Here is a 25,662-nt window from a genome sequence, read left to right as displayed (position 1 = left end):
GCCGCTTCAGACAGTGCCTCTACGTCCATCAAGAGCAAAATGACCCAGTCGCGCGGCGCAAAATTTTTCGTATGAAATGGATAGAATTTATTAAAGTGCTTATCAGAAATTTCAGTGCTACAAGCAATATAACGTAACCCGATTTAACATTCCAATCTGCGCATAAAAAAATTTTTCCAAAAAAAAACCCGATCAATGATCGGGTTTTTCAATGCGGCCTAGCATCCTTTCGCCACTTGAGGCGGTTGACGTTCTTTCGGGAAAAACAGTGGACGTAACCGAACGCCTGCCATGTTGCCGGCAAAAGCGGCGATCAGCCATAACCAGCCATGCAGGCTCCCGGAGGCAATGCCACTGAAGTAGGCACCAATATTACAGCCGAATGCCAGGCGCGCGCCGTAGCCCAGCATGATGCCGCCAATCACTGCGGCTGCAACTGAACGTAACGGTATCCTGAAATTGGGCGCAAAGCGTCCTGCCAGGCTCGCCGCCATCAAGGCTCCCAGCATGATGCCCACGTTCATGACGGTGGTGATATCGCCCCAGATGCTGGAATTCAATGCAGCCGCATTCCATGAAGACTGCCAGTAACCCCACTGGGTAACATCACCGCCGACCAGTTGAAATGCCTTGGCTCCCCATAATGCAAAAGCCGACGTAATGCCCCAGGGGCGGCCTGCCAGTGCCAGAGTGGCAAAATTCAACAGTGCCAGTGCCACTGCCCCAAACAGCAGCGGCCAGGGGCCACTTAACCAGCGTTCAGCCCCTTGCTTGTTGACGACGCTGGTCCGTTCCAGCTGCCCATGACGACGTTTCTCCATCACCACGGTAAACGCGGCAATGGCAATGAACAGCGTCAGGCTGATAGCAATCCCCCCCCAGGCGCCAGCAAGTTTGACCAGCGACACCGGTTCAAACGCCGGCAGGTCTTGCCACCAGGCAAAATGTGCCGAACCAATCACGGACCCGACAATGAAGAATACCAGGGTGATCAGCATGCGGGCATTGCCCCCGCCGGCGGTAAACAGAGTGCCTGATGCGCAACCACCGCCTAGCTGCATGCCCATCCCGAAGATGAAGGCGCCTACTATGACCGAGAGGCCTATCGGTGCGACAAAGCCATAAACCGATGTTCCGAACAGCGAGCCGGCATCCAGTGCCGGAAAGAACAGCACCACTGCAATCGCCAGCATCACCATCTGTGCCCGTAGACCACGTCCTTTGCGTTCAGTAATGAACACCCGCCAGGCGGCAGTAAAACCAAAGGCTGCATGATACAGCACCATCCCTAACAGCCCACCTACCAGCATCAACAGGCCGTTACTGGCATCAAACACCATACCGACCAGCAAGGAGCCAAGAATAATCAAGGCACCAGCCGCCAGGGCCAGACGTGAAGGTGGTGACGCTGTCAGGGGTGAAGAAACATGAGAAGAAGCGGTCGACATGGTAATCACCTTGAGCAACTCGAAGTAAAAGCGCCGGTTGAGTAACCGGCGTTCAGAGTCAATGGAAGAATATGCTCAGGTTACCGTGAGGGTGAAATAGCGTAAAATTACTTATTCAAAGGTTAATAGACAAAACAAGAATATCCGCTCAGATAAAGCGTCCAAGACCTGCAGCACTGCGCAATCTATCCATGGTAACAGCGGCTTCTTCACGGGCCCGCTCGGCACCTTTCTGTAGCACGCTCTCGATATGCGTGGGGTCTTCCATCAAGGCATTGTAACGTTCACGCGGTGCTTCCAGATGTGCGTTGAGATATTCAAATAACTGATTCTTGGCATCTCCCCAACCAATACCCTGGGCATATTGCTCGCGCATGGCAGCCACGTCCGACGCCGAGGCAAAGGCCGAGTAGATCTGAAACAGCGTGCAGGTCTCCGGGTCTTTCGGCTCGCCGGGTTCCAGTGAGTTGGTCTTGATCTTGCGTACCAGCTTCAGCAGTTTTTTCTCGCTGACAAACAGCGGGATAGTATTGTTATAGCTTTTCGACATCTTGCGGCCATCCAGCCCCCCCAGCACTTCGACTTTTTCGTCCACGACCGCTTCCGGCAGGGTAAAGTACTGGCCTTTATAGAGATGGTTGAAGCGCCCGGCGATATCCCGCGCCATCTCAATATGCTGAATCTGATCACGCCCTACCGGCACCTTGTTGGCATTGAACATCAGAATGTCTGCCGCCATCAGCACCGGGTAGCCGAACAACCCCATGGTGATGCCCTTATCCGGATCCGGGCTGCCAGCCTCTTCATTTTCAGCCACGGCGGCTTTATAGGCATGGGCTCGATTCATGAGACCCTTGGCGCATACACAAGAGAGCATCCAGGTCAGTTCGGGAATCTCGATGATATCCGACTGGCGGTAGAAGATAGCGTTATCAGTATCGAGCCCCAGCGCCAGCCAGGTGGCCGCGATTTCCAGCCGCGATTGCTGCACACGTTCAGGGTCCTGACACTTGATCAGGGCATGGTAATCAGCCAGAAAATAGAACGACTGGACGTCAGGATCCTGACTGGCGTCGATAGCCGGCTTGATTGCGCCGACATAATTGCCCAGATGTGGCGTACCTGTGGTGGTAATACCGGTAAGAACGCGAGTTTTGCTGGTTGGGTGCATGCGGTTAAGGCTCTTGGTCAAATGCGCCAATGATAACGCGACGCCTGCGCCAAGGCGACCATCGCCAGCCTCCAATCCACATCTGGACGTTTAGCGCTACATACAACCGGCTATAACGCCTGCCAGCGAAGCGTCGAGGAGGTGTCTGTCTCGTCATTAAAGCGGGTAATCAACAGGGTACGGCTGGAAACGACGCGCGCCCTGGCCTCATCGACCAGCTGGGCACGCAGTAAAATCGCGGCCGCGACACTATGCTCAACGGTCATGCCGTCTATCACGACGTCCTGCCTGTCTCCAGGACCAGGGCAATGGCCGGCCAGGCTGCCAACACATTGACGACACTCGAGCTGGACGGCTGGATGAAGATTGCCGAACGCGTTAAACGCGCTCCAATCGCTATAACCTGTGCAACTGGATAGCGCTGAATTGGCCGGATCAGCTAACAGTTTGACGGCGATCCCTTCACTGGCCATCTGTACCAGCGCCGCCGCACGGTAGCTGGCCGCCTGCTTGTTTTCCAGCAAACTGCCCTGCATGGCTGAAATGCCGATCATGGCAGTGCTGGCCAGCAGCACAAGGACCATGATCAGCGCCACACCACGTTGCGCCTGCATCAATCGTCTCCTGTGGGCACGCTACCCGTGTCATGTCTGGCCAGGGCTGCCACCCTGTTTTGCACATTGAATACCATGGTTTCGTGGCCTTGAGCGTTTTCTGCGTCAAGCACCAGCGTCAGCTGATAGCGGCCGGCACCTCTGGCTTCGACAGAAAACGCTTTTTCATCATGAAAACCGCTGATCAATGGCTGGCTAATTTTCCAGCCCCCAGGCGTCATGCATTCGCTGAGGGACAGTGAATAACTGCCCGACGGGGTCGGATTGAGGTAATAACGTTTATCCAGGTCAGGTGTTGCACAACTGGATAACGCATCTCTGGGCACCGTCAGTCTGACAGCATCGCGTTCTGGTGAGATATTATGGGCATTACGCATATCACGGATCAGGGTTTCCACCACAAACATCAGGGTGTCCTGGCGCTGGCTTAACGCCTCCACCTGTTTGAAGGTGGTCAACGCTGATAAATAAAGCTGCCCGGCTCCAAGAATGATGATCGCACCTATCACCAGCGCAACCATCAGCTCCACCAGTGACACCCCTGTCTGACGGCCCATGATCAGTCACCGCCCAGGTCAGGCAAGTGGAACCTATAGGAATAGGCAGGGTTACCGTCGTCAAGGGCAACCTCCACCTCAAAGCGGCAACCGGAACCGCTGAGGTGACCACTGAGAGTAGCAAGAGGCGTCTGGTGATCGGCAAACCAGGCAGTTTGCCAGTCGCTGTTGACGCTGGCCACCAGCCCGCTGCAGTGACCATCCGCGGAACTTGCCAAGGCAGCCCAGAGACGCTCCTGGGCATCAATCGCCGCCAGAGTGGCAACACTGCGCTGATAGCTTTGGGTAGCACTTTTCAGCGCATTGAGCTGGAGCGCGGCCATCCCCAAGAGCCCAAAAGCCAGCACTACCAGCGCTATCAAGGCTTCTATCAGCCCAAACCCCGTTTGCCTGCTTCTTGCCTGTCTGGTCGCCATCGTGCCTCCCTGCACGCATACATTGTGCTATTCCCTGTTTACCAACATTCTTGCGGGCTTTTCGGGCCTCGCTCCCCTAGCGCATTCAGGGTGATTGCGCCGTCACAACCATCTTCACGTTGCGTGGATGCCTTTAGCGTAAAACCACCATCATTGCCTTCTACTGATTTAGTAATAGTATAGTTTTTATCCGGAGATTTGGCTTTTTCTGGGGTGCAGTCTTCATAGGAATAGTCACGCGAATAACAGCGTTCCATATCTGAGGCGGCCTGTAGCAGCCCCGCGTGGGCATCGCTGCGCAGGGAACGCTCGACATAGGCGGTATAGCGCGGATAGCCGATGCCTGCCAATATCCCGATGATGGCCACGACAATCAGCATTTCGATCAGCGTAAAACCGTGCTGGAAACGTCCAGCACGTAGGCGGAAAGCGTTGGGGGAGTAAGATGACACGGGGCGCTCCATCAGCTGCTCGGGTATACCGGCAGTATGTCGCAAGCCCCGGAGGATTGCATTAGGCTAACTGCTGGTAATGACCCGTTCGCGCAGTTCGCTGGGCATTGAAAACGTCACGGTTTCTTCACGGCCCACCAGCTCTTGTGGTGCCGTTGCGCCCAGAGACTGCAGCCGTTCAATCACGCCTTTTACCAGCACTTCAGGAGCACTGGCACCGGCGGTGATGCCGATACGGCTGACGCCTTCCAGCCAGCTTTCCTCAATCTGCGCAGCGTCATCCACCAGGTAAGCAGCCGTGCCCATGCGTTCCGACAGCTCACGCAAGCGGTTGGAGTTGGAGCTGTTGGCGCTGCCGACAACCAGCACCAGATCGCTGTCTGCAGCGAGCTCGCGCACCGCATCCTGACGGTTCTGGGTGGCATAGCAGATATCGTCCTTGCGCGGCCCCTGGATGTCGGGGAACTTGTCGCGCAGGGCATCAATCACCCGGGCGGTGTCATCCATGGAGAGTGTGGTCTGGGTAACAAACGACAGGGTTGTCGGATCCTTGACGGTCAGGCGTGCCACATCCTCCTCGTCTTCGACCAGATAGATCTGCCCCCCTTTGGAGTCGTCGTAGCGCCCCATGGTGCCTTCCACTTCAGGGTGGCCCTCATGGCCGATCAGAATACATTCCTGCCCTCGCTTGGCGTAGCGCAGCACCTCCATGTGTACCTTGGTAACCAGCGGGCAGGTGGCATCAAACACCTTGAGTCCGCGGCGCTCGGCATCCTCCTGCACCGCCCGGGAAACGCCGTGGGCCGAGAAAATCACGATGACGTCATCCGGGACTTCATCGAGCTCCTCAACGAATACGGCCCCACGTTCGCGCAGGGTATCCACAACGTGACGATTATGTACGACTTCATGACGTACGTAGACAGGTGCACCAAACACATCCAGCGCACGGTTGACGATATCAATCGCCCGGTCGACACCCGCACAAAATCCTCGCGGATTGGCCAGCTTGATCTGCACCGGTTGAGTCGGCTGGGAAAGCTCTGTTGCACCTTGTGATGAAAGCTCTGGTGACTGCATAAAAACGCCTTGATGCCTCACGCATCGGTTAGTAAATAAAACTAGTGTTTGGTGACCGGCGTCACATTCAGCACTTCAACTTCAAAGGTCAGCGTACGCCCCGCCAGCGGGTGATTGAAATCCACTTCGACCCGCTCATCGTCAATGCTTTTGACCACACCGGGCAGTTCGGTTCCCGCTTTATCAGCAAACGACATTACCATGCCGATCTCGGGTTCCTGATCACCAAAGTCGTCACGTTTGAGGGTCTGGATATTTTGCGGGTTATGCTGGCCAAAAGCATGTTCAGGCGTAATGGTAAAACGCCCGCCCTGGCCCACTCCCAGGCCCTTGATCGGGTTTTCAAAGCCCGGTGGCAAGTTGCCATCCCCAAACTGGAAGGTGGCCGGAGACTTTTCACGGGTTGTATCCACTACCGTGCCATCTTCAAGCGTCAAGGTGAAGTGCAGGGTAATTTCCATACCATCGTCAATCAGATAATCGCTCATCGGTAGTCCGTGCCTTGATAAGTAAAAGCAGGCATCAAGCCTTGCGTTGGTTGCGCCGACGGTCGGCGAAGAGTGATTCCCAGATCATGCCCGCGGCGCCCAGGGTAATGCCGATATCCGCTATATTGAAGGCGGGGTAGTACCAGCCTGCGACGTGAAATGACAGGAAGTCCACCACGTAGCCATGTACCAGACGATCATAAAGGTTACCCAGGGCCCCGCCAATGATCAGCGGCAGTGCAATCGCCAGCAGCTTCTCATCCGCTTTCAACCGCGATAACCAAATCGTCAGCGCAATACTTGCCCCGATGGCCACCGCCGCAAAGAACCAGCGCTGCCAGCCAGGGTGACCGGCCAGAAAACTGAAGGCCGCGCCGGTATTGTGCAGCAACGTCAGGTTAAAGAAGGGTAACACCTCTACCGGCTGGGCGTAATTCAGCCAGTGGCTGGCGGCATACTTGGTCGCCAGATCAAGCACGACGACGGCCAGCGTAAGCCACAGCCAACGCAGCGGCCGATGCATGGGCGCCAGCGGCGCTTGCGAACCTGCCTGATCAGGCATAGCGGCGCGTCTCACCCGGGCCTTCCGGCAGATTGCTGATACAGCGCCCACACAGATCCGGATGATCGGCATGAGTGCCTACATCGTCACGGTGATGCCAGCAGCGTTCGCACTTGGTATACGCACTGGCCGCCACCGCCACCTTGAGGTTGGTCAGATCCGTGTCTTCGGCGTGGCCTCCTTCCGCAAGCGGCGCCAGATGCACCTCGCTGGTCAGCATCACAAAGCGCAACTCATCGCCCAGCTTGGTCAGCGCCTGCTGCAGGCTGTCGTCCACATACAAGGTAACATCGGCCGCCAGGCTACCCTTGATCACCTTGGCATTACGTGCATCTTCCAGGCACTTGTTGACGGCATGCTTGACTTCCAGCACCTGCTCCCAGAAATCACGCCCCAGCGCGGCCTGATCATCCAGGGTGCCAAGCTGCTGATAGTACTCTTCCAGCAGAACGCTATCGCCCCGCTCGCCCGGAATATGCGAGTAGATTTCGTCAGCCGTAAACGACAGGATCGGTGCCACCCAGCGGCACAGTGCTTCAACCACATGATAAAGGGCCGTTTGTGCACTGCGCCGGGCCAGCGAATCCGACTGGGTGGTGTACTGGCGATCCTTGATCACATCCAGATAGAAGCCGCCGAGTTCTCGGGCACAGAATCCATGCACCTGCTGGTAGACATCCAGGAAGCGGTATTCGTCATAGGCGGTTTCAATCCGACCCTGCAGCTGGGCAGCGCGATCAACCACCCACTGATCCAGCGCCAGCATATCGCCAAACGCCACCTGGTCACGCGCCGGATCAAAGCCGTTGAGGTTGGATAGCAGGAAACGTGCCGTGTTGCGAATACGCCGATACACATCCGCGGTGCGCTTGAGGATTTCATCGGAAACCGCCATTTCACCGGAGTAATCCGTTGAGGCCACCCATAGCCGCAGGATATCCGCCCCCAGCTTGTCCATTACTTCCTGAGGGGCGACCACATTGCCCACGGATTTTGACATCTTGCGACCCTGGGCGTCGACGGTAAACCCGTGGGTGAGCAGGCCGCGGTAAGGCGGATGGCCGTCAATCGCACAGCCGGTCAGCAGTGACGAGTGGAACCAGCCGCGATGCTGGTCAGAGCCTTCCAGATACAGGTCCGCCTGCGGGCCGCGGGTATGCCCATGCGGGTGGGAGCCGCGCAGTACGTGACGGTGAGTGGTGCCGGAATCAAACCACACGTCCAGGGTATCGGTAACCTTATCGTAATCGGCGGCTTCTGCCCCCAGCAGTTCAGCGGGGTCAAGCTTGAACCACGCCTCAATGCCTTCCTGCTCGACGCGCTTGGCCGCTTCCTCCATCAACTCAAGCGTTCCGGGGTGGAGTTCACCCGTCTGCTTGTGAAGGAAAAACGGAATCGGCACGCCCCAGTTACGCTGGCGGGAAATACACCAGTCCGGGCGATTGGCGATCATGCTGTGCAGCCGCGCCTGGCCCCAGGCAGGCGTAAAGACGGTGTCCTCGATTCCCTTGAGCGCTTTTTCACGCAGGGTCTGACCATCCTTGCCCTGAAGGTCCATGCCCACAAACCACTGCGCCGTAGCCCGATAGATCACCGGCGTCTTATGGCGCCAGCAGTGCATATAGCTGTGCTGGTAGCGTTTGTGATTCATCAGCGCGCCCACCTCGCGCAGCTTGTCGACGATCTGCGGGTTGGCTTTCCAGATCATCTGGCCGCCAAAGAAGGGCAGATCCTCGACATACACACCATTACCCTGCACCGGGTTAAGCATGTCATCAAAGCTCATCCCGTGTTCACGACAGGTGTTGAAGTCATCCACCCCGTAGGACGGCGAGGAGTGCACGATGCCGGTACTGCCGACCTCGGATTCCACATAGTCGGCCAGATACACCGGCGAGAGGCGTTCATAGAAAGGGTGGCGGAAGTTGATCAGGTCCAGCTGCTGCCCCTGAGTCGTGGCGATCACCTCGCCGCTCAATTCATAGCGTTCCAGGCAGCTTTCCACCAGCTCTTCTGCCAGTACCAGCAGCCTGTCACCCACATCGACCAGCGCATAGGTAAACTCAGGATGGACGTTAAGCGCCTGGTTAGCCGGAATTGTCCAGGGCGTGGTGGTCCAGATCACGATAGAGGTCGGCTTGGGCAAGGCATCAAGGCCGAATGCCGCCGCCAGCTTGTCCGCATCTTCCACCGGGAAGGCGACATCAATGGCGTCCGAGGTCTTGTCCGCATATTCCACTTCAGCCTCGGCCAGGGCCGAGCCACAGTCAAAGCACCAGTTCACCGGCTTGAGCCCCTTGAACACATAGCCCGCATCGACCATATCCGCCAGGGCACGGATCTCACCCGCTTCGTTGGCGAAATCCATCGAACGGTAGGGATGATCCCAATCGCCGACGACGCCCAGACGCACAAAATCCGTCAATTGGGTGTCAATCTGGGAAGCGGCATAGTCACGGCACAGCTCACGGGACTTCTCTGCCGCCAGGTGCTTGCCATGGGTGGTTTCCACCTTATGCTCAATGGGCAGGCCATGGCAGTCCCAGCCGGGCACATAGGGCGCATCAAAGCCGGCCAGGTTCTTGGACTTGACAATAATATCCTTGAGAATCTTGTTGACGGCGTGACCGATATGAATGCTGCCATTGGCGTAGGGAGGGCCATCATGCAGAACAAACTGTGGCCTGCCTGCGCGCGCCTCGCGCAGGCGCTGATACAGGTTCATGTCCTGCCATTTGGAAACCCGGCCAGGCTCCTGCTTGGGCAGCATGCCGCGCATCGGAAAGTCTGTTTCAGGCAGGTTCAGCGTGTGCTTATAATCCATAGTCCGGTCAGCCGTCGTTAGCGTCAGCGGAATCGTCCGCCGACCTTATTTCAGAGAAGGTAGTTGCCGCTGCAGGAATATCAGCGACAGGAATATCAGATAAAGGGGCCGGCGCTGAGGCGAGCGGCAACGCATGATTTGCATCCTGATAGTTGGCCAGGTAGCGCCGCGCACGGGCCTGGTCCGCATAAATCTGTGCTTTCAGGGTATCAAAGTCATCAAAGCGGGTTTCGCCCCGCAACCTGGCGCAAGGGTAAACCGTGCAACGCTGACCGTAGATATTACGATCAAAATCAAACAGGTGCACTTCAAGCGTTGGACGTTGCGCACCCACGGTAGGGCGGTAACCAATATTCGCCACACTCGGGTAACAGCGCCCGTCCTCAAGCTCTGCTACGGTTGCAAACACCCCACGCAAGGTCAGCGGTTGCGGCAACAGTTGCAGGTTGGCAGTAGGCACACCTATGGTTCGCCCCAACTGCTGGTCGCGCACGACGCGCCCACTTAATGAATAGGGGCGACCCAGCAGGCGCGCCGACGCGTGAAAGTTGCCGCTGGCCAGCAGGGTACGCACCCGGGTGCTGGAAACCCGTTCGTCATCCACAGTAAACGTACGGGTATGTTCAACGCCAAACCCCTGCTCGCGACCGACTGCTTCCAGGAGGTTAAAATCACCACGCCGGTCGCAGCCAAAGCGGAAATCATCCCCCACCACCAGATGACGAACACCCAGGCCCTCGATTAGCACCTGGTCAATGAACTCACGCCCGGTAAGGCTGCGCAAGGCATCATTGAACGGCAGGCATAGCACCTGCTCAGCGCCATGGGCCATTAAAAGGCGGACTTTCTCGCGCAGGCGGGTCAGGCGTGGCGGCGCCTGCTCTCCGGCAAAGAACTCACGCGGTTGAGGCTCGAACACGACCACCGTCAGTGGCACACCATGGCCGGCTGCGTGTTCACGGCACTGCTGCAAAATGGCCTGATGCCCACGATGCACACCATCGAAATTACCGATGGTCGCCACGCAACCCCGGTGTGCATCGGTCAGATTGTGCAGCCCTCGAATAACGCGCATGGCACCTCAACTGTGTAAAACCTGTAACAACAGGCGATTATAACCAACCTGTTCGCGTCAATGTATGCCTGACCCCATATTGTAACCTTAACTGTGCATTTTAAGGTGATTGAGACGCAGGCCAAAGGCTGCCAGCCAGGCAAAGTAAACGCCGGCACCCAGCCCTACCAGCAGGCTTACCCAGCCCACCCGCTGAAAAAGCGAAAACCCTAGCCAGGCCTGCCATTCGGGCGCCAGCCAGTAAAGCCCAATACTCATCACCGCGCTACCCCCAAACAACTGGAGCGCGAAACGTGACCAGCCCGGCTGAAAGACCAGGACACCCTGCTTGCGCAGCAGATAGCCCAGCATGCCGGCATTCATAAAGGCCGACAGAGCCGTTGCCAGCGCCAGCCCGGCGTGGGCCAGCGGCCAGATCAGGATCAGGTTGAAAACCATGTTGGCCAGCATGGCGATGATACCGATCTTGACCGGTGTCTTGGTGTCCTGGCGGGCGAAAAAGCCTGGCGCCAACACCTTGATCAGCATGAAGGCCAGCAGACCGAACGCATAGGCACGCAGGCTCATCGCAGCCATGTAGATATCCTGATCGGTCATGGCGCCATAATGAAACAGGGTAATCAGCAGCGGCTCGGCCAGCACGGCCAGTGCCAGCGCCGCAGGCAAGCCCAGCAGCAACACCATGCGTATCGCCCAGTCCAGCATGGCTGAAAAATGTTCACGCGACTGACTGGCATGGCGCTTGGAAAGCGCCGGTAGAATCACGGTACCGATCGCAACGCCAAACACTCCTAACGGCAGCTCGACCAGACGGTCTGAATAATACAGCCAGGAAACACTGCCTGCGGCCAGAAACGAGGCCAGAACGGTATCCAGCAAAAGGTTGATTTGCGATACCGAAACCCCGAACAGCGCCGGCGCCATCAGTTTCAGAATGCGCCGCCCCCCCTCGTGGGCAAAGTTCGGCCAGGGTTTGGGCAAAAGCCCCAGGCGCAAAAGAAACGGGACCTGAAATGCCAGCTGCGCAGCACCGGCAATCAGCACCCCCCAGGCCAGCGCCATCGCCGGGGTATCCATCAGGGGCACCAGTAAAAGCGCGGCGCCGATCAGCGAAAGATTAAGCAGCACGGGTGTAAAGGCAGGCACTGCAAAACGGTTCCAGGTATTCAGCACGCTGCCTGAAAACGCGGTTAACGAGATCAACAGCAGATACGGGAAGGTCAACTGCAGCATATCGGCGGTCAGCGCCAGCTTTTCCGGGTCTCGCCCGAAGCCGGGTGCAAACAGCCATACCAGCCAGGGCGCTGCCAGCATGGCCAACGCGGTGATCAGCGCCAGCACAGCGGTCAGGCTACCGGCAACCGCATTGAGCAACTCGCGGATTTCCTCCCGGCTACGCGCCGTGGAGTACTCTGACAACACCGGTACAAAGGCCTGGTTGAAGGCCCCTTCGGCAAACAGGCGACGCAAAAAATTGGGGATCTTGAACGCCACAAAAAAGGCGTCTGCGCCGGTACCCGCGCCTAAAAGAGCCGCAATCACCACATCCCGCGCCAACCCCATGACACGGGAAAGCATTGTCATCGTACTGACAATCAGCCCCGACCCCATCAGCCCACGGCGGGCGGGCGGCTGATGGGTGTGGTCAGGCGTTGGTGGTTTCATGCTGGCCTCTCTGCGTCTCATCCATTAAGACGGGCGTTGACTCGATCATGTTGATGTCGTTGTAGCAGACAACTCAGCTGACAGACACAAAAAAACCGGCCTTGGCCGGTTTTTTTTAGGCGCTTGCCGGCTTACGCCGCCAGAGCCTTGATACGCTTGTTCAAGCGGCTCTTCAGGCGAGCGGCCTTCTTCTTGGACAGCACATCCTTGTCAGCGATGCGGTCGATGACCGGCTGCATGGCCTGGAAGGCTTCCATTGACTTGGCGTGGTCGCCAGTGTTGATCGCCTTGATCACGTGCTTGATATAAGTACGGACCATGCTGCGCTGGCTGGATTTCAGGACGCGACGCTTCTCGGCCTGGCGGGCGCGCTTGCGAGCTTGCTTGCTGTTCGCCACAGGGTATCTCCTTGGAGAAAAAGGTTGCCGTTAATGGCAACGGATTAACTGTATATTCATCGCTTGGCACTTGGCTGTTGATCAGCAAAGGCGTGGCGCGACGTTTCCAAAACCAGGTTACCGCTCAGTAAAAAAACGGTAACCGCTTAATTGGGTTGGCATTTTGCCTTACCAAAATGTGCAACCGGCAGCGTTGAAAACTGCCCGCTCACGGGTCTTGTCTGAGAGGATGGCATAGTCTATCACCTGTCAGCCGGGCTTGCCAGCACAAGCCTCCTCACATGGGCAGCATTAATGGCCCGGCACACTCGACAACACGCTGCCAGGCCGGCTCAGCCTCAATACGTGCCACATAGCGAGTGATTGCCGGAAAATCGCGAAGTGAGCCAGACAGGGACAATACCTGCAGAGGAAAGCCCATTTGCACATCAGCACCACTCGGCCAGGTGGTGGAAAACTGGCCGCGAGGTTCCAGGTGCGCCTCTATCATGGCCAGGTGCTCCGCCAGCTGGGGAGCCAGGAATCGCGCGTTAACCGTGTCATTGATGCCCTTGGCGATGGGCTTGACCAAAAGGGGAGATTGCCTGGGAAGCTGGCTAAATACCAGGCGCATCACCAGAAGCGGCATCAAGGAGCCTTCCGCGTAATGTCGCCAGTAGCGCTCATTGACCCAGGCAGCACTGTTATCCGTTGACGGCTCCGTCTGCCCCTGCCCGTAACGCATCAGCAGATAATCCACGATGGCCCCCGACTCGGCAATGGTGATATCGCCGTCCGTCACCACCGGTGACTTGCCCAGCGGGTGGATATCCTTCAAGGCCTGAGGTGCCAGCTGGCTGTCACTATCGCGGGCATAGGTCACCATTTCATAGTCAAGCTGCAAGATTTCCAGCAGCCACAGCACCCGGTGAGAACGGGACTTTTCCAGATGATGGACACGAATCATAGCGACTCCATAGTCAGAGGGTGTTCATATAGGGGCGTCAGCGCTGGTTAATGTGGATAACCCCCTGTGCCGCCCGAAGACGGTTCAAAACGCGTGAAAGACGGCGACAAAGCGGTGTACCTGGCCGTCATCATCATGCACAGCGGTGATGGCTTGCCAGTAGCGGACGATGTCACCGCTTTTGTTACGGTTCCATACTTCGCCCTGCCAGTGGCCCTTCTCACGCAGTGAACGCCACATCTGCTGATAGAAGTCATCACCATGGCGGCCTGACTTGAGCAGGCGTGGTGTCTGCCCCACCGCTTCAGCACTTGAATAGCCGGTAATCTCCTCGAATGCCGGGTTCACCCGCTCGATGACCACGTCCGCATCGGTAATCAAGGTGGCCTGGCCGGTCTCAAACGCCGCCGCCATCAGGCGCAGTTCTTTCTCCTGACGGCGCCAGTGGGTAATGTCCTCCTTGACCGCCACGTAATTGAGAATCTCACCGTCTGAATGCTTGACCGGTGTGATGGTCTGCTTCTCCCAGTACAGCTCGCCATTCTTGCGTCGATTGAGAATTTCCCCTTTCCAGACATCCCCGGCCTTAAGCGTTGCCCACATGGTGTCGTAGACCGCATTGGGCGTCATGCCCGATTGGATCAAGGCCGGTGTCTTGCCCAGAAGCTCCTCCCGATCGTAACCGGTTATCTCCAGGAAACGCTGGTTGACGAACTCGATGCAGCCCTCTGCATCCGTAATGGCGGTTGCCACCGGGCTTTGCTCCACGGCCACATAAAACTGCTCAAATCGCAGCCCGGACAACGTATCAACCGTTGAGGACGGATTATCAGGGTCGCCGCTTTTGGCAGGGCGATAAGGATGGGTCATGGCCGGTGGCCTCCTACCTCCGATGATCATCAATATCCAGGCACCCTCTGGCATCGACGTCAGAAGCTACCCAGAGGCGCCCTGTTTACAGGCGCCTTGATATCATGACGGCTGTGGACAGGCAGACGCAAGCGTCGACATCGTCGCAGTGGCAACCTCATCGGCCAGGCGTTGTGCAGGATGGATCGGCCCTGTCTCATGAAAGGTGACTGAATAAGGTGACGGATACCACTAAGGGGTGGCAGGATGATTGATACACCTATCAGCGTTGCCACATGACCAGGCGAATCATGCCAGCCTTTTTGAGACACTATTTCCTGCCACACCATGAGATCAGCGGACACGCCCGGGATGCCAAGCCGGAAGGTGTGTCATCAGCCTGGCGCAGCAGCGTGATGCGCGATATGGCCTGGCTGCTGAACGCACCGGACCTGGTGACACTGGCCGATATTCCCGGGCGCCCGAGCCTGGCAACCCTGGGTTTTCAATCGCCTGGCGAGATTGATGCCTGGCTGCATCGTCAGCAGCAAGCCCTACACCGCCTGCCCTTGCATGAACTGCGCCACGCAAGGATGGGGCATTACCACGAACGGCTTTGGCACTACCTGCTCGACCATGCCCCCGGCACTCGGCTACTGGCCCGCAATATACGCATTTTTGCCCGCCGCAATACGCGCGGTGAACTGGATATGCTCTACCGCACCTGCCAGGACACCACGCCCATTCATCTTGAAGTGGCCATCAAGTTCTACCTGGGATTACCCGACGGGCCCGGGCCTGCCGATAGCCAGAGCCGCTGGATTGGCCCGGGCGGGTTCGACAGCCTCGACATCAAGCGCTACCACATGCAGCATCGCCAGCTACCGCTCTCGATGACAGCCGATGCCCAGCGGGCCTTGCGCCACTGGCTGACGCCACGTGACAGCCTGGCATACGGCAGGGAGGAGACGGCAAGGCTGCGTCATCAGGTGGCGATGCCGGGCGTGCTGTATTACCCCTGGCATGGTTATTTACCACCCCCTCAGGGTGCCACGCCAGAACATCGACGCGGCCTGTGGTGCCATGCCCGTGACTGGCCGGCGCTGGCTGCAAGCCTTGCGCCTGATACCCTCGCCACCTGGTTGACCAAACCTCACTGGCTGGCGCCACCACCGCTGGATCAATGGCACCCTCTGGCCGAGGTGACACGGCAGACGCACCTCGACGCAGACCACGAACAAGCAGGTGCACAGCGTTGGCCGCAGCAACTGATGTGCGTTACCCCTGCCGATGGTCAGACAACACGTATCTTTATTGTGCCTGATCAGTGGCCAACGCATATCCCGCTCCCCGCGCCGCCTTAGCCACCCAGCCTCCAACCGGTTGGATCAGACAACCACCAGATTATCGCGGTGAATCAGCTCATGGGCCTCGACGTAGCCCAGAATGGCTTCGATCTGGTGGCTCGGCTTGCCCGCCAGCCGGCGCGCTTCGTCCGCGCCATAGTTGACCAGCCCTTTGGCCACCCGCATACCCTGCTCATCCACACAGAGCACCATATCGCCGCGCTTGAAGCTGCCTTGCACCTCGCGCACGCCGACTGCCAGCAGGCTGGAGCCTTTATCCCGCAACACCTTGACCGCACCGGCATCCAGCACCAGGGAGCCGCGCACCTGCAGCTGCCCCGCCAGCCAGCGCTTGCGCGCGGCCATCGGCGCCTGCTCGGGGCGCAGCAGAGTGCCCAGGGCTTCACCGGCCATCAGGCGGGTCAGGACATCCGGCTGGCGACCACTGGCAATCACGGTGACAGCACCGGAACGCGCAGCCAGCTGGGCCGCGCGCACCTTGGTACTCATGCCGCCCCGGCCAAGCGAACCGCCAGTGCCTGCCACGGCCACCAGGCGCGGGTCATCGGCCCGGCCCTCGGCAATCAGTTGCGCGTCTGCATGGTGGCGAGGGTCCGCATCAAACAGGCCTTCCTGATCAGTCAACAGAAACAGCGCTTCGGCTTCGAGCAGATTGGCGACCAGTGCCCCCAGCGTATCGTTGTCGCCAAAGCGGATCTCATCGGTCACCACGGTGTCATTTTCATTGATCACCGGCACCACCCGCATTTCCACCAGGGTGCGCAAGGCCGAGAGCGCATTCAGGTAGCGCTTACGGTTGGAAAGGTCGTCATGGGTGAGCAGAACCTGAGCGGTGATAATAGCGTGGCGGGCAAAATGCTGCTCATAGCACTGGGTCAGGCCGTTCTGCCCCACAGCGGCGGCGGCCTGCAACTCATGCACTGCACTCGGGCGCGCCTGCCAGCCAAGGCGCACCATGCCCGCCGCCACGGCTCCCGAGGACACCAGCACCACTTCAATACCGCGCTGATGCAATTCAGCCACCTGGTCGACCCAGCCGCCGATACGATCGATATCCAGGCCACGCCCATCGTTGGTCAACAGGGCGCTGCCGATCTTGACCACGACACGGCGCGCGCGACTCAAGCTCTCCCGCCCCAGCTCATGCTCGCTCACAGTCTTTCTCCATACCGTCACTGCTCCTCACCGTGCTGCGAGGTGTTCAGGGTGCGTATTCCACATCCACATCATAGTCATCATCATCGAAGTCATCGTCATCCGCGTCACGGGGCTTGCGTTTGCGGCCCAGCCGCGCTTCAGTACGTGCCACCGACTCCTCTTCCATACGCCGCCGCATTTCCTGCTCACGGGCATGGGCTTCCTCGTCTTCGTGCTCCAGGCGCTGCTGCTCGGTCAGCCAGCGGTGCGCTGCCTGCACCAGGGCGTCGGTACCCTCGCCGCTGATGGCAGAGATACGAAACACCGGGCCTTCCCAGTTCAAGGCCTGCAGGATTGACTGGGCGCGCGCTTCTCGCTCATCGTCGGGCAGAAGGTCAAACTTGTTCAGCACCAGCCAGCGCGGGCGCTCCGCCAAGGCCGGTGAAAACTGTCCCAACTCATGCACAATGGCCTGTGCGGCTTCAATCGGGTCGGATTCGTCAAAGGGCGCGACATCCACAACGTGAAGCAACAAGCGGGTGCGGGTCAGGTGCTTGAGAAAGCGCAATCCCAGGCCCGCGCCATCAGAGGCGCCTTCGATCAGGCCCGGCACATCGGCCATCACAAAGTGTTCATGCATGCCCAGCTTGACCACACCCAGGTTCGGCACCAGGGTGGTAAACGGGTAGTTGGCGACCTTGGGCTTGGCCGCCGACACCGCACGAATCAGCGTCGATTTACCCGCATTGGGCATGCCCAGCAGGCCCACATCCGCCATCACCTTCATTTCCAGGCGCAGGTTGCGGCGATCGCCTTCGGTGCCCGGCGTTGTGCGCCTGGGCGCCCGATTGGTCGAGGACTTGAAGTGGATATTGCCCAAGCCACGCCGACCACCCTCAGCCACCAGCACTACCTGGCCGATATCGGTCACGTCGGCAATCACTTCCAGAGTATCTTCATCAATCACTGTGGTGCCGACCGGCACCTTGACGTGCAGATCTTCCCCTGCCTTGCCGCTCATCTGGCGACCCATACCGCCCTGGCCGTTTTCAGCCTTGTAGAAACGCTGAAAGCGGAAATCAATCAGGGTATTCAGCGCATCATCGCCTATCAGGTAGACGCTGCCACCGTGGCCACCGTCACCCCCGTCAGGGCCGCCCTTGGGTACATATTTTTCGCGGCGAAAGCTTAAACAGCCGTTACCGCCTTTGCCGGCCTCAACAATGATTGACGCTTCATCGACAAATTGCATGGAATATTCTCCTGGCCGCTTTCGCCGCCGGTTGCCTCCAGATATCTGCCCTGCGCATCCGCCATCAGCGGGCGCCAAACGTCAATGACGTCGGCAGACAAAAAAGCCCCGCCGTAGCGGGGCTTTTCCTGTGCAGCGTCTTGCCTGGCAAAAATGCTTAGGCAGAAACGACGCTGACGAACTTGCGGCTTTTCGGGCCTTTGGTCTCGAACTTCACAACGCCTTCGTCAAGTGCGAACAGCGTGTGGTCACGACCCAGGCCGACACCCGCGCCCGCATGGAACTTGGTGCCGCGCTGACGAACAATGATGTTGCCGGGTGCGACGGCCTGACCGCCGAAAAGCTTTACACCCAAGCGTTTGGATTCGGAATCGCGGCCGTTACGCGTGGAGCCCGCTGCCTTCTTATGTGCCATGGTAAAAACCTCCTACAAAGGAAATAACCTGAAAAGTGACTGCTTACGCAGAAATTCCGGTAATTTTGACTTCAGTAAACCACTGACGGTGGCCCTGACGCTTCATGCTGTGCTTACGACGACGGAACTTGATAATGTTGATTTTCTTGGCACGGCCATGATCAACAATCTCAGCGGATACCTTAGCGCCTTCAACCAGCGGTACGCCAACGGTCACGTCGTCACCCTCTGCCACCAGCAGGACTTCGTCAAACTCGATGGTTTCGCCGGTCGGAATTTCCAGCTTCTCGAGCTTCAGTGTCTGACCTTCTTCTACGCGGTACTGCTTACCACCGCTTTTAATGACTGCGTACATGTGTTTCTCCGAGACGGCTTATTGATGCCGCGGCCCATTGCCACGGCGCTCATCGGCGTGGCTCTTGATCGACCTGCTGCGAGTAGCGCCCCTTTCGGCAGCCATCTGACAGGGAGCATGATGAGCGGGTCGCGAATTATAGCGACTTTACCCGCGGACCACAACTATTATGGCCAGTGTCAATGCGCCGCGTGACTGACACGGCTTGACGGCCAACAGGGCTGACCATAGCATGACATCAACTCTATCTGGCGCTGTCGCCACTTTCACCTACCGCGATGAATGAATCAATGACTGCGAACGCTTCTCCAACCTCGCCTGCCAGCTCCTCTCCTGCCCCGCTGCATGCAGTGGTGGCCGATGATTTCGTCGCGGTTAACCGCACCATTGTCGAACAGCTCAGCTCCAAAGTCCCGCTGGTAGCCGCTATCAGCGAATATATTATTGAAAGCGGCGGAAAGCGTCTCCGCCCTCTGTTGGTTCTGCTTGCAGCGCGCTCACTCGACTACCAGGAAGACAAGCATGTCCTGCTCGCCACCCTGATTGAATTCATGCACACCTCCACCCTGCTGCACGACGACGTAGTCGACGAATCACACCTGCGGCGCGGAAAGAAAACCGCCAACGACGCCTGGGGCAATGCGCCCTGCGTCCTGGTAGGCGACTTTCTCTACTCCCGTTCCTTCCAGATGATGGTGGATGTAGGCTCCATGCGCATCATGGCCATCCTGTCTGCGGCCACCTGCACTATCGCCGAAGGCGAAGTGCAGCAGCTGACCAATATCGGCAACCCGAGCATTTCCGAAGCCGACTACTTCGAGACCATTCAGGGCAAGACGGCCATGCTGTTCGAAGCCGCCTCACACAGCGGCGCCGTGCTTGCCAACGCCACCCCCGAACAGGAAGAAGCCCTGAAGCTTTATGGCCGCTATCTGGGGCTGGCCTTTCAGCTGGTGGATGACCTTCTGGACTATCAGGGGAGTGCCGATGCCATGGGCAAGAACGTGGGCGATGACCTGGCCGAAGGCAAGCCAACGCTGCCACTGATCAACGCCATGGAACGTGGCACCCCCGAACAGGCCAAGCTGATTCGTCAGGTGATTCGCAAAGGCGGGCTGGAGCAGCTGGATGAAGTGCTCGAGATTGTGCACACCACGGGCGCCCTGGACTATACCCGCGCCCGCGCCGATGAAATGGCTGACAAGGCCCTGGCGCAGCTGGAAGCCCTGCCGCCCACTCCGTTCCGCGATACCATGGCACACCTTGCCCGCCTTGCCGTAGAGCGGGATACCTGACAGGCCTTGCAACCCCAGCGGTTTTCAATAAAACAGGGCTTGAAAAAAGCCACACCGCCCCGTATTATCTTCCTCCGTTGAACGGCACAGTCCGCAACGCACCGGAATATAGCTCAGCTTGGTAGAGCGCTGCCTTCGGGAGGCAGAGGTCGTAGGTTCGAATCCTGCTATTCCGACCAAAGAATCCAATGAAAACGGCCGCTTAGCTAATACAGCAAGTGGCCGTTTTTGGTTGTTTGGGTTTTAGGTAGCAAATAGGTAGCAACCGTCAGAAAGTCTTTTGCGAGGTTTCAGCCGCCTGGGGCTGACCGCTTCTCAATCAGTGTATTGATCTCAGCGTCGAGCTCTTCCATGGTCATGTGCTGGAAGCGGCTTTCTTCTTGGGAGATGTCAGTATCCAGACCAAAGGCCTGCCTCTCCAGACGAATACATTTTCCTAGAGCATCCACACCTGAGTTAAGCGTTCGCGCGAAGTCAATGACGTTATCCGCAGTCACATCCATGGACTCAAGCGCCATAGCCAATTTATTACTGAGACATTTCCAGCGACCGATTGACTGCCTATGCTCGGTAATGACACGGACGCTAGTATCAGCAGCAGATTCTACCAATGTTTGATCATCGTCAGGAAGGTACGCAACACTGTGCGTACTTTCACTGCGTACCAGTTTGGCATTGGTAGCGGATTTGACGTGCTGGCTCAGGTCACGCTGCCAGCCTTCGGAGCGGGCACGTTTGCGAATCGCGCCTTCGGTAACACCGTGCTTTGTGGCGAGTGCCCGGACGCTGTGCTGACCGGTGCGGTAATCAGAGTGAATGGCTTCCCAATCGAATTTACTCATATGGCGATCCTCACGGATGGCTGCAATGTATCTAGTTTACTGCACTGTGCAAAAATTGACGAAGTCCCTACCTGGCGTGGCTAAATAATCACCAATTGCATCTGCTAGACTTGAAAGATCCACCTAGAATGATGACGAACCAAGCTGTTATCTGTGCCCGACGTTATTTATTATACTTTGGTTGTAATAAATTTCTTACTTTTATCTAATATATAGACTGCATCCAATTACTCAATCACCATTTAAGATTGCCTTTTAATTTAAACCACAGATAATTAAGGGCAATTTTAACATGAAGCTAAAGTATTTGATTACCGCAATCGCAGCTACCTTGGTGACTACACCTGTTTTTGCAACTGATGCAGGTGAAGGGTATGTGGGAGGTCAATTATCTATGACTACCTATGATGAAGCTGGGTTTGATGATGTTAACCCAACTGCCATCATTGGTCGCTTAGGTTATTTCGTCGTTGATAATTTTGCTATCGAAGGCCGCTTCGGTACTGGCATTGGTGATGATTCAACGTTGGGGGTAGACGTTGAGATTGATTCCATTGCTGGCATTTATGGAGTAGGCCATCTACCTCTAGGTGACGTAGCTTCTGCATATGCAGTTGCTGGCTTTTCACGTGGCGAAGCCAGTTTTTCAGCTCCCGGCTTCTCTAATAGCGATGACGACACAGATTTTTCTTACGGCGTAGGTCTTCAGGCAAAATTTGCACCTACACTTTCTGGGCATGTTGAATACATGTCTTACCTTGACAAAACAGACTATGAGTTTACAGCTATTGGGTTAGGTCTCAATTACCACTTTTAATTTCCTTGAATAAGCTTCTGTTTTTAATATTTAAGCGCTGGAAACAGCGCTTTTTTTAAATTTGGTTCCTCTTCATTTTATGTGAACTTGCCCTGATCAACCAGGCGACCCACCGGGCTACCAATCAGGAAAATCATGGCAATGAAATTAGCTTCACTTCGGTAGACGCGTGCACGTCATCGAGCGATCTGAAACAAAGCGTTCATTTCTTGTAGTCTTGTGCTTTTTAGCCTCGAGGACAGGGTCTGATACCGCATCAGTGTACCGCTTAAGTGCCTCTAACGCTGCCCACACCAGCTTCTCCAGTTGCGATGTTAGCATTTGGGAATGAGTCGGGCTGACGGCTAGCATCAACACTTCCTGAACGGGGGATGGCTCGTTGGGCGGCATCCAGACTGCCGTTGAGTTATTCATTGTGGTTAGTTCTCTAGTTATTGGCTTCCGACCTTTCGTCGCCTCTCCCCGCCAGCAGCCTGAGTATCAGCAAGGCGAACTGCCGCCCGGTTTCCTCGTTTTCCAGAAGAGGCATGCTGAGCTTTTCGTGGTCGGTGATAGCATCCAGCACGGCGTCGGTCACCCGCTTGGGAAAGAGGCCGTGCATGATCTGGTCTTCACTGTGATTATTGACCTGGGCCATCACGGCTTCATCACGCTGGATGCGGTCGGCAATGCCATTGGCGAAGTGCAGCTTGTCGTCGTCGCTGATATCGGCGCCGTAGAGGTCGTTCAGACGCTCGATGATCTCGTTGAGGCGCTGGGTTTCCGGGTCATGGGGCTTGCCGGAGCCCACCTCGGAAATCGGTTGCAGGCCGTAGTCACCGTCCTCTTCTTCCAGTGACAGGCGCTGTTCGGCGCGCTTGGTCAGCCGGTAGCTGTCCAGCTCAAGCTCGCTGACGTCGATGGGATCATCTACCAGCAGTCGGTCGATTCGCAGCAAGGGGTAGAGGTGCTTGGCGTAGACGCACAGCTGCTCCAGCTCGGTATCGTCAAAGGCGATGATCTGGCTCAGGAATTCATAGGTACGCACAAAGCTCTGCAGGTTCTTGCGGAACAGGTCGAGCTCATCGCGGGTCTTGCCGGCGTCTTCCAGCTCCTGCTCGGCGCGTTTGATGCCTTTTTCATCGCCTTGCTGCTCAGCCTGGCGGCGAGCATCTTTCCAGGTGGCCTGCTGCTCGACGATGACCTCGTAACGCTTTTTAAAGCGCTCCTGGGCGGGCTGGCAGTGGTAGCTCAGCCGCGAGGCCGGTGCCTTGGGGTCGAAGAAAGCCGTCGCAAAGGCCTCGACTTCCGGCCAGTGATAAATGCCGCTGGCATCCAGAGTGCGTTTGAGGTCATACACCACCTGGGGATCGGAAACATCTGAAAGCTCCGCTTTGCGGTAATACGGGGCGAAGGCGTCCAGAATTTCCTGCGCTTCGTTGTAGAAATCGAGGATAAAGGTCTGCTTGCCGGGGAACAGGCGGTTCAGCCGTGAAAGAGTCTGCACGCAGTCTACGCCCTGGAGCTTTTTATCCACGTACATGGCGCACAGTTTGGGCTGGTCAAAGCCGGTCTGGTACTTGTTGGCGGCGATCATCACATTGAAGTCGTCAGTATCCAGCGCCTTGGCCAGATCCCGCCCGCGCACGTCGGGGTTTAGCAGTTGGCTGGCTTCGGTGACTTCTTCGGGAATCACCTCATCGGCTGGGACGCTGCCGGAAAATGCCACCAGGGGGTGAACGTCCTGGTAACCCTTGTCTTCCACATACTGGCGCATGGCCAATTGATAGCGCACCGCTTCCTGGCGGCTGGCGGTGACCACCATGGCCTTGGCCTGGCCATCCAGCAGGTGGCGCACATTGGCGCGAAAGTGCTCAACAATCACCTCTACCCGCTGGGCGATATTATACGGGTGTAAACGCACCCACTTGGCCAGGGTGCGTGCGGCCTTTTTGGCATCTACCTCCGGGTCGTCTTCCTCACTGTGGGCCAGCTTCCAGGCAGTGCTGTAGGTGACGTAGTTTCGCAGCACATCGAGAATGAAGCCTTCCTCAATGGCTTGGCGCATGGAGTAGAGGTGAAACGGCTCCGGCGCGTTATCAGCGCTGGCGGGCAGGCTGGGGTCGGGCACTCGGCCAAACAGCTCCAGCGTTTTCGCCTTGGGCGTGGCGGTAAAGGCGTAATAGTTGATGCGCTGGTTGGGGCGGCGTGAGGCAACGGCGGCGTCCAGCATCATCTCAGCGCTGACCTCTTCATCATCGTCAGCCGCCTCCCCGCCAGCGGCCAGCAGGGCTTTCAGCTTGGTGGCGGAGCTGCCGGTTTGCGAGGAATGCGCTTCGTCGGCAATTACTGCGTAGCGCCCTTCGGCCAGCGTAGGCCTTTTATCCAGCGCATCAAACAGCGCCGGAAAGGTCTGGATGGTGACGATAATTATACGGGTGTTACTCGCCAGCGCCTCGGCCAGCTGTTCGGATTTGCTCTGGTTGCCTACTTCGCGGGTGATCGGGCAGACCACGCCGTGGGCATGCTCAAACTGGTAGATGGTGTTCTGTAACTGGGTATCCAGCACGGTACGGTCGGTGACCACAATCACCGAATTGAAGCGCTTGTGCTGGCCGCTTTCGTCGTAGAGGTTAGCGAGTTGATGGGCCAGCCAGGCGATGGAGTTGGATTTTCCCGAACCGGCGCTGTGCTGCACCAGATAGCGCTGGCCGCCGTCCTCTTCCTGAGTGGTATCAATCAACTGGTTGACCACTTCCCACTGGTGATAGCGCGGGAAGATCAGGGTTTCCTTGGTCTTGCGCCGCCCGTGGAAGTCTTCACTGGTTGTCTGTTCCAGATGCAGAAAGCGCCCGAGTATCTTCAACCAGGCATCCGGGGCGAAGACCTTCTCCCACAGGTAGGCGGTGGCGTAGTGATTCTCATCCTCCGGCGGGGGGTTGCCGGCACCGCCGCCTGGGGTGCCCTGGTTAAAGGGCAGAAAAAAGGTGTTCTTACCCGCAAGCCGGGTGGCCATGGCCACCTCGGCCTGGCTGACGGCAAAATGCACCAGGGCGCCGCGCTTGAACGCCAGCAGCGGCTCGACCTTGCGTGTCACCGGGTCTTTCAGGGGGCGGTCGTTGCGGTACTGGCGCTTGGCGTTTTCCACCGACTGCTTGAACTCACTTTTCAGCTCCAGGGTGGCGGTCGGAATACCGTTGACGAACAGCACCAGATCCAGACGCGGGTTATAACTTTCGCCGCCTTTGCCCTTCTCTCGGGCATGGGGCGAGTAGGAGACTTCCGGCACTACCCGCAGACGGTTCGCCTGGTAGCGGGCAAGCGCTTCCGGGTTCATGGCATGGTCAGGCTTGAAACTGCACAGGTCGAACGTCACCCCCGGCACCTTGAAGCCGTGACGCAGCACATCCAGCGTGCCCGCCCGCTCCAGTTCGCGCACCACCTTCTGCACAAACACCTGCTCGGAGGCTTGCGGGTTGGCCTTACAGAACTTCGCCCAACGCTCAGGCCAGGCATCCTGAACATAGCCCAGCAGATCTTCGGTATACAGCGCCGTGGCGCGGTCATAACCGCTGGCCGTGCCTACCCGCCAACCACCGGCGGCCATGGCGTCGATAATATCCTGCTGGAACTGCGCTTCCTTGCTATCGGCCATACT

The 25,662-nt window shown here is 57.6% G+C and carries 24 protein-coding genes and 1 tRNA gene; 4 read left to right on the top strand and 21 right to left on the bottom strand.

What is annotated here, in order from left to right:
• Positions 1-218: 218 nt before the first annotated feature.
• From LL947_RS01625 to LL947_RS01555, 15 genes are all read right to left on the bottom strand, one after another.
• Positions 219-1,448: a YeeE/YedE family protein gene (locus LL947_RS01625; RefSeq protein ID WP_499833742.1), complete on the bottom strand. Its 1,230-nt coding sequence runs from the start codon at positions 1,446-1,448 to the stop codon at positions 219-221.
• Positions 1,449-1,596: 148 nt separating this feature from the next.
• The gene (locus LL947_RS01620; RefSeq protein WP_499833741.1) at positions 1,597-2,619 is read right to left on the bottom strand and encodes a tryptophan--tRNA ligase; all 1,023 of its coding nucleotides are present in this window, start codon (positions 2,617-2,619) and stop codon (positions 1,597-1,599) included.
• A gap of 110 nt (positions 2,620-2,729) precedes the next feature.
• On the bottom strand, positions 2,730-3,233 hold the full coding sequence (locus tag LL947_RS01615) for a pilus assembly PilX family protein (protein WP_499833740.1): 504 nt from the start codon (positions 3,231-3,233) through the stop codon (positions 2,730-2,732).
• Positions 3,233-3,790, bottom strand: a complete 558-nt coding sequence (locus LL947_RS01610) for a PilW family protein (RefSeq protein ID WP_499833739.1) — start codon at positions 3,788-3,790, stop codon at positions 3,233-3,235. The genes LL947_RS01615 and LL947_RS01610 overlap by 1 nt, the downstream gene beginning before the upstream one ends.
• Before the next feature lie 2 nt (positions 3,791-3,792).
• Positions 3,793-4,206, bottom strand: coding sequence for a type IV pilus modification protein PilV (gene pilV / locus LL947_RS01605; protein ID WP_499833738.1), 414 nt, complete (start codon positions 4,204-4,206; stop codon positions 3,793-3,795).
• Between the two features lie 38 nt (positions 4,207-4,244).
• A complete protein-coding gene (locus tag LL947_RS01600) occupies positions 4,245-4,658 on the bottom strand; it encodes a type IV pilin protein (protein ID WP_290823583.1) in 414 nt (137 codons plus the stop codon).
• Between the two features lie 66 nt (positions 4,659-4,724).
• A complete protein-coding gene (gene ispH / locus LL947_RS01595) occupies positions 4,725-5,738 on the bottom strand; it encodes a 4-hydroxy-3-methylbut-2-enyl diphosphate reductase (RefSeq protein WP_290823585.1) in 1,014 nt (337 codons plus the stop codon).
• 41 nt (positions 5,739-5,779) lie between these two features.
• Positions 5,780-6,226, bottom strand: coding sequence for an FKBP-type peptidyl-prolyl cis-trans isomerase (fkpB, locus tag LL947_RS01590; protein ID WP_290823587.1), 447 nt, complete (start codon positions 6,224-6,226; stop codon positions 5,780-5,782).
• Positions 6,227-6,260: 34 nt separating this feature from the next.
• Positions 6,261-6,788 carry a signal peptidase II gene (lspA, locus tag LL947_RS01585; protein ID WP_290823589.1) on the bottom strand — a complete coding sequence of 176 codons (528 nt, stop codon included), beginning with the start codon at positions 6,786-6,788 and terminating at the stop codon, positions 6,261-6,263.
• Positions 6,781-9,612, bottom strand: a complete 2,832-nt coding sequence (ileS, locus tag LL947_RS01580) for an isoleucine--tRNA ligase (RefSeq protein ID WP_499833737.1) — start codon at positions 9,610-9,612, stop codon at positions 6,781-6,783. Before ileS ends, lspA begins: the two co-directional genes overlap by 8 nt.
• Positions 9,613-9,619: 7 nt before the next feature.
• Positions 9,620-10,687: a bifunctional riboflavin kinase/FAD synthetase gene (ribF, locus tag LL947_RS01575; RefSeq protein ID WP_290823593.1), complete on the bottom strand. Its 1,068-nt coding sequence runs from the start codon at positions 10,685-10,687 to the stop codon at positions 9,620-9,622.
• 87 nt (positions 10,688-10,774) lie between these two features.
• Positions 10,775-12,352 carry a murein biosynthesis integral membrane protein MurJ gene (gene murJ / locus LL947_RS01570; RefSeq protein ID WP_499833736.1) on the bottom strand — a complete coding sequence of 526 codons (1,578 nt, stop codon included), beginning with the start codon at positions 12,350-12,352 and terminating at the stop codon, positions 10,775-10,777.
• A 131-nt stretch (positions 12,353-12,483) separates the two neighbouring features.
• Positions 12,484-12,750 carry a 30S ribosomal protein S20 gene (gene rpsT, locus LL947_RS01565; protein WP_290823597.1) on the bottom strand — a complete coding sequence of 89 codons (267 nt, stop codon included), beginning with the start codon at positions 12,748-12,750 and terminating at the stop codon, positions 12,484-12,486.
• A gap of 277 nt (positions 12,751-13,027) precedes the next feature.
• Positions 13,028-13,696 (bottom strand): glutathione S-transferase, encoded by a 669-nt coding sequence (locus LL947_RS01560; protein ID WP_499833735.1) that lies wholly within the window; start codon positions 13,694-13,696, stop codon positions 13,028-13,030.
• A gap of 84 nt (positions 13,697-13,780) precedes the next feature.
• Positions 13,781-14,566, bottom strand: coding sequence for a PAS domain-containing protein (locus LL947_RS01555; protein ID WP_290823601.1), 786 nt, complete (start codon positions 14,564-14,566; stop codon positions 13,781-13,783).
• 290 nt (positions 14,567-14,856) lie between these two features.
• Here LL947_RS01555 and LL947_RS01550 point away from each other — a divergent pair, with 290 nt between their 5' ends.
• Positions 14,857-15,909 (top strand): DUF1853 family protein, encoded by a 1,053-nt coding sequence (locus LL947_RS01550; RefSeq protein WP_499833734.1) that lies wholly within the window; start codon positions 14,857-14,859, stop codon positions 15,907-15,909.
• A gap of 24 nt (positions 15,910-15,933) precedes the next feature.
• On the opposite strand, the gene proB is transcribed toward LL947_RS01550, so the two are convergent.
• From proB to rplU, 4 genes are all read right to left on the bottom strand, one after another.
• Positions 15,934-17,067 carry a glutamate 5-kinase gene (gene proB, locus LL947_RS01545; protein ID WP_404415633.1) on the bottom strand — a complete coding sequence of 378 codons (1,134 nt, stop codon included), beginning with the start codon at positions 17,065-17,067 and terminating at the stop codon, positions 15,934-15,936.
• 46 nt (positions 17,068-17,113) lie between these two features.
• Positions 17,114-18,301, bottom strand: a complete 1,188-nt coding sequence (cgtA, locus tag LL947_RS01540; RefSeq protein ID WP_290823965.1) for an Obg family GTPase CgtA — start codon at positions 18,299-18,301, stop codon at positions 17,114-17,116.
• A 157-nt stretch (positions 18,302-18,458) separates the two neighbouring features.
• Positions 18,459-18,716: a 50S ribosomal protein L27 gene (gene rpmA / locus LL947_RS01535; RefSeq protein ID WP_171702248.1), complete on the bottom strand. Its 258-nt coding sequence runs from the start codon at positions 18,714-18,716 to the stop codon at positions 18,459-18,461.
• A gap of 43 nt (positions 18,717-18,759) precedes the next feature.
• Positions 18,760-19,071, bottom strand: a complete 312-nt coding sequence (gene rplU, locus LL947_RS01530) for a 50S ribosomal protein L21 (protein WP_499833733.1) — start codon at positions 19,069-19,071, stop codon at positions 18,760-18,762.
• A gap of 290 nt (positions 19,072-19,361) precedes the next feature.
• Here rplU and ispB point away from each other — a divergent pair, with 290 nt between their 5' ends.
• On the top strand, positions 19,362-20,366 hold the full coding sequence (ispB, locus tag LL947_RS01525; protein WP_290823969.1) for an octaprenyl diphosphate synthase: 1,005 nt from the start codon (positions 19,362-19,364) through the stop codon (positions 20,364-20,366).
• A 102-nt stretch (positions 20,367-20,468) separates the two neighbouring features.
• Positions 20,469-20,545 (top strand) — tRNA-Pro (locus LL947_RS01520).
• A gap of 111 nt (positions 20,546-20,656) precedes the next feature.
• On the opposite strand, the gene LL947_RS01515 is transcribed toward LL947_RS01520, so the two are convergent.
• Positions 20,657-21,208, bottom strand: a complete 552-nt coding sequence (locus LL947_RS01515; protein ID WP_499833732.1) for a hypothetical protein — start codon at positions 21,206-21,208, stop codon at positions 20,657-20,659.
• Positions 21,209-21,500: 292 nt separating this feature from the next.
• On the opposite strand from LL947_RS01515, the gene LL947_RS01510 reads away from it, so the two are divergent.
• Complete coding sequence (locus LL947_RS01510; RefSeq protein WP_499833731.1) at positions 21,501-22,025, top strand: porin family protein; 525 nt, start codon at positions 21,501-21,503, stop codon at positions 22,023-22,025.
• 427 nt (positions 22,026-22,452) lie between these two features.
• On the opposite strand, the gene LL947_RS01505 is transcribed toward LL947_RS01510, so the two are convergent.
• Positions 22,453-25,659, bottom strand: coding sequence for a type I restriction endonuclease subunit R (locus tag LL947_RS01505; protein ID WP_499833730.1), 3,207 nt, complete (start codon positions 25,657-25,659; stop codon positions 22,453-22,455).
• Between the last annotated feature and the right edge of the window lie 3 nt (positions 25,660-25,662).

This window comes from Halomonas sp. BLK-85 (genome assembly GCF_044792155.1).
Taxonomy (GTDB): domain Bacteria; phylum Pseudomonadota; class Gammaproteobacteria; order Pseudomonadales; family Halomonadaceae; genus Vreelandella.
Note: the sequence above shows the minus strand (reverse complement) of the source record. Positions and strands in the feature narration are given on the sequence as shown.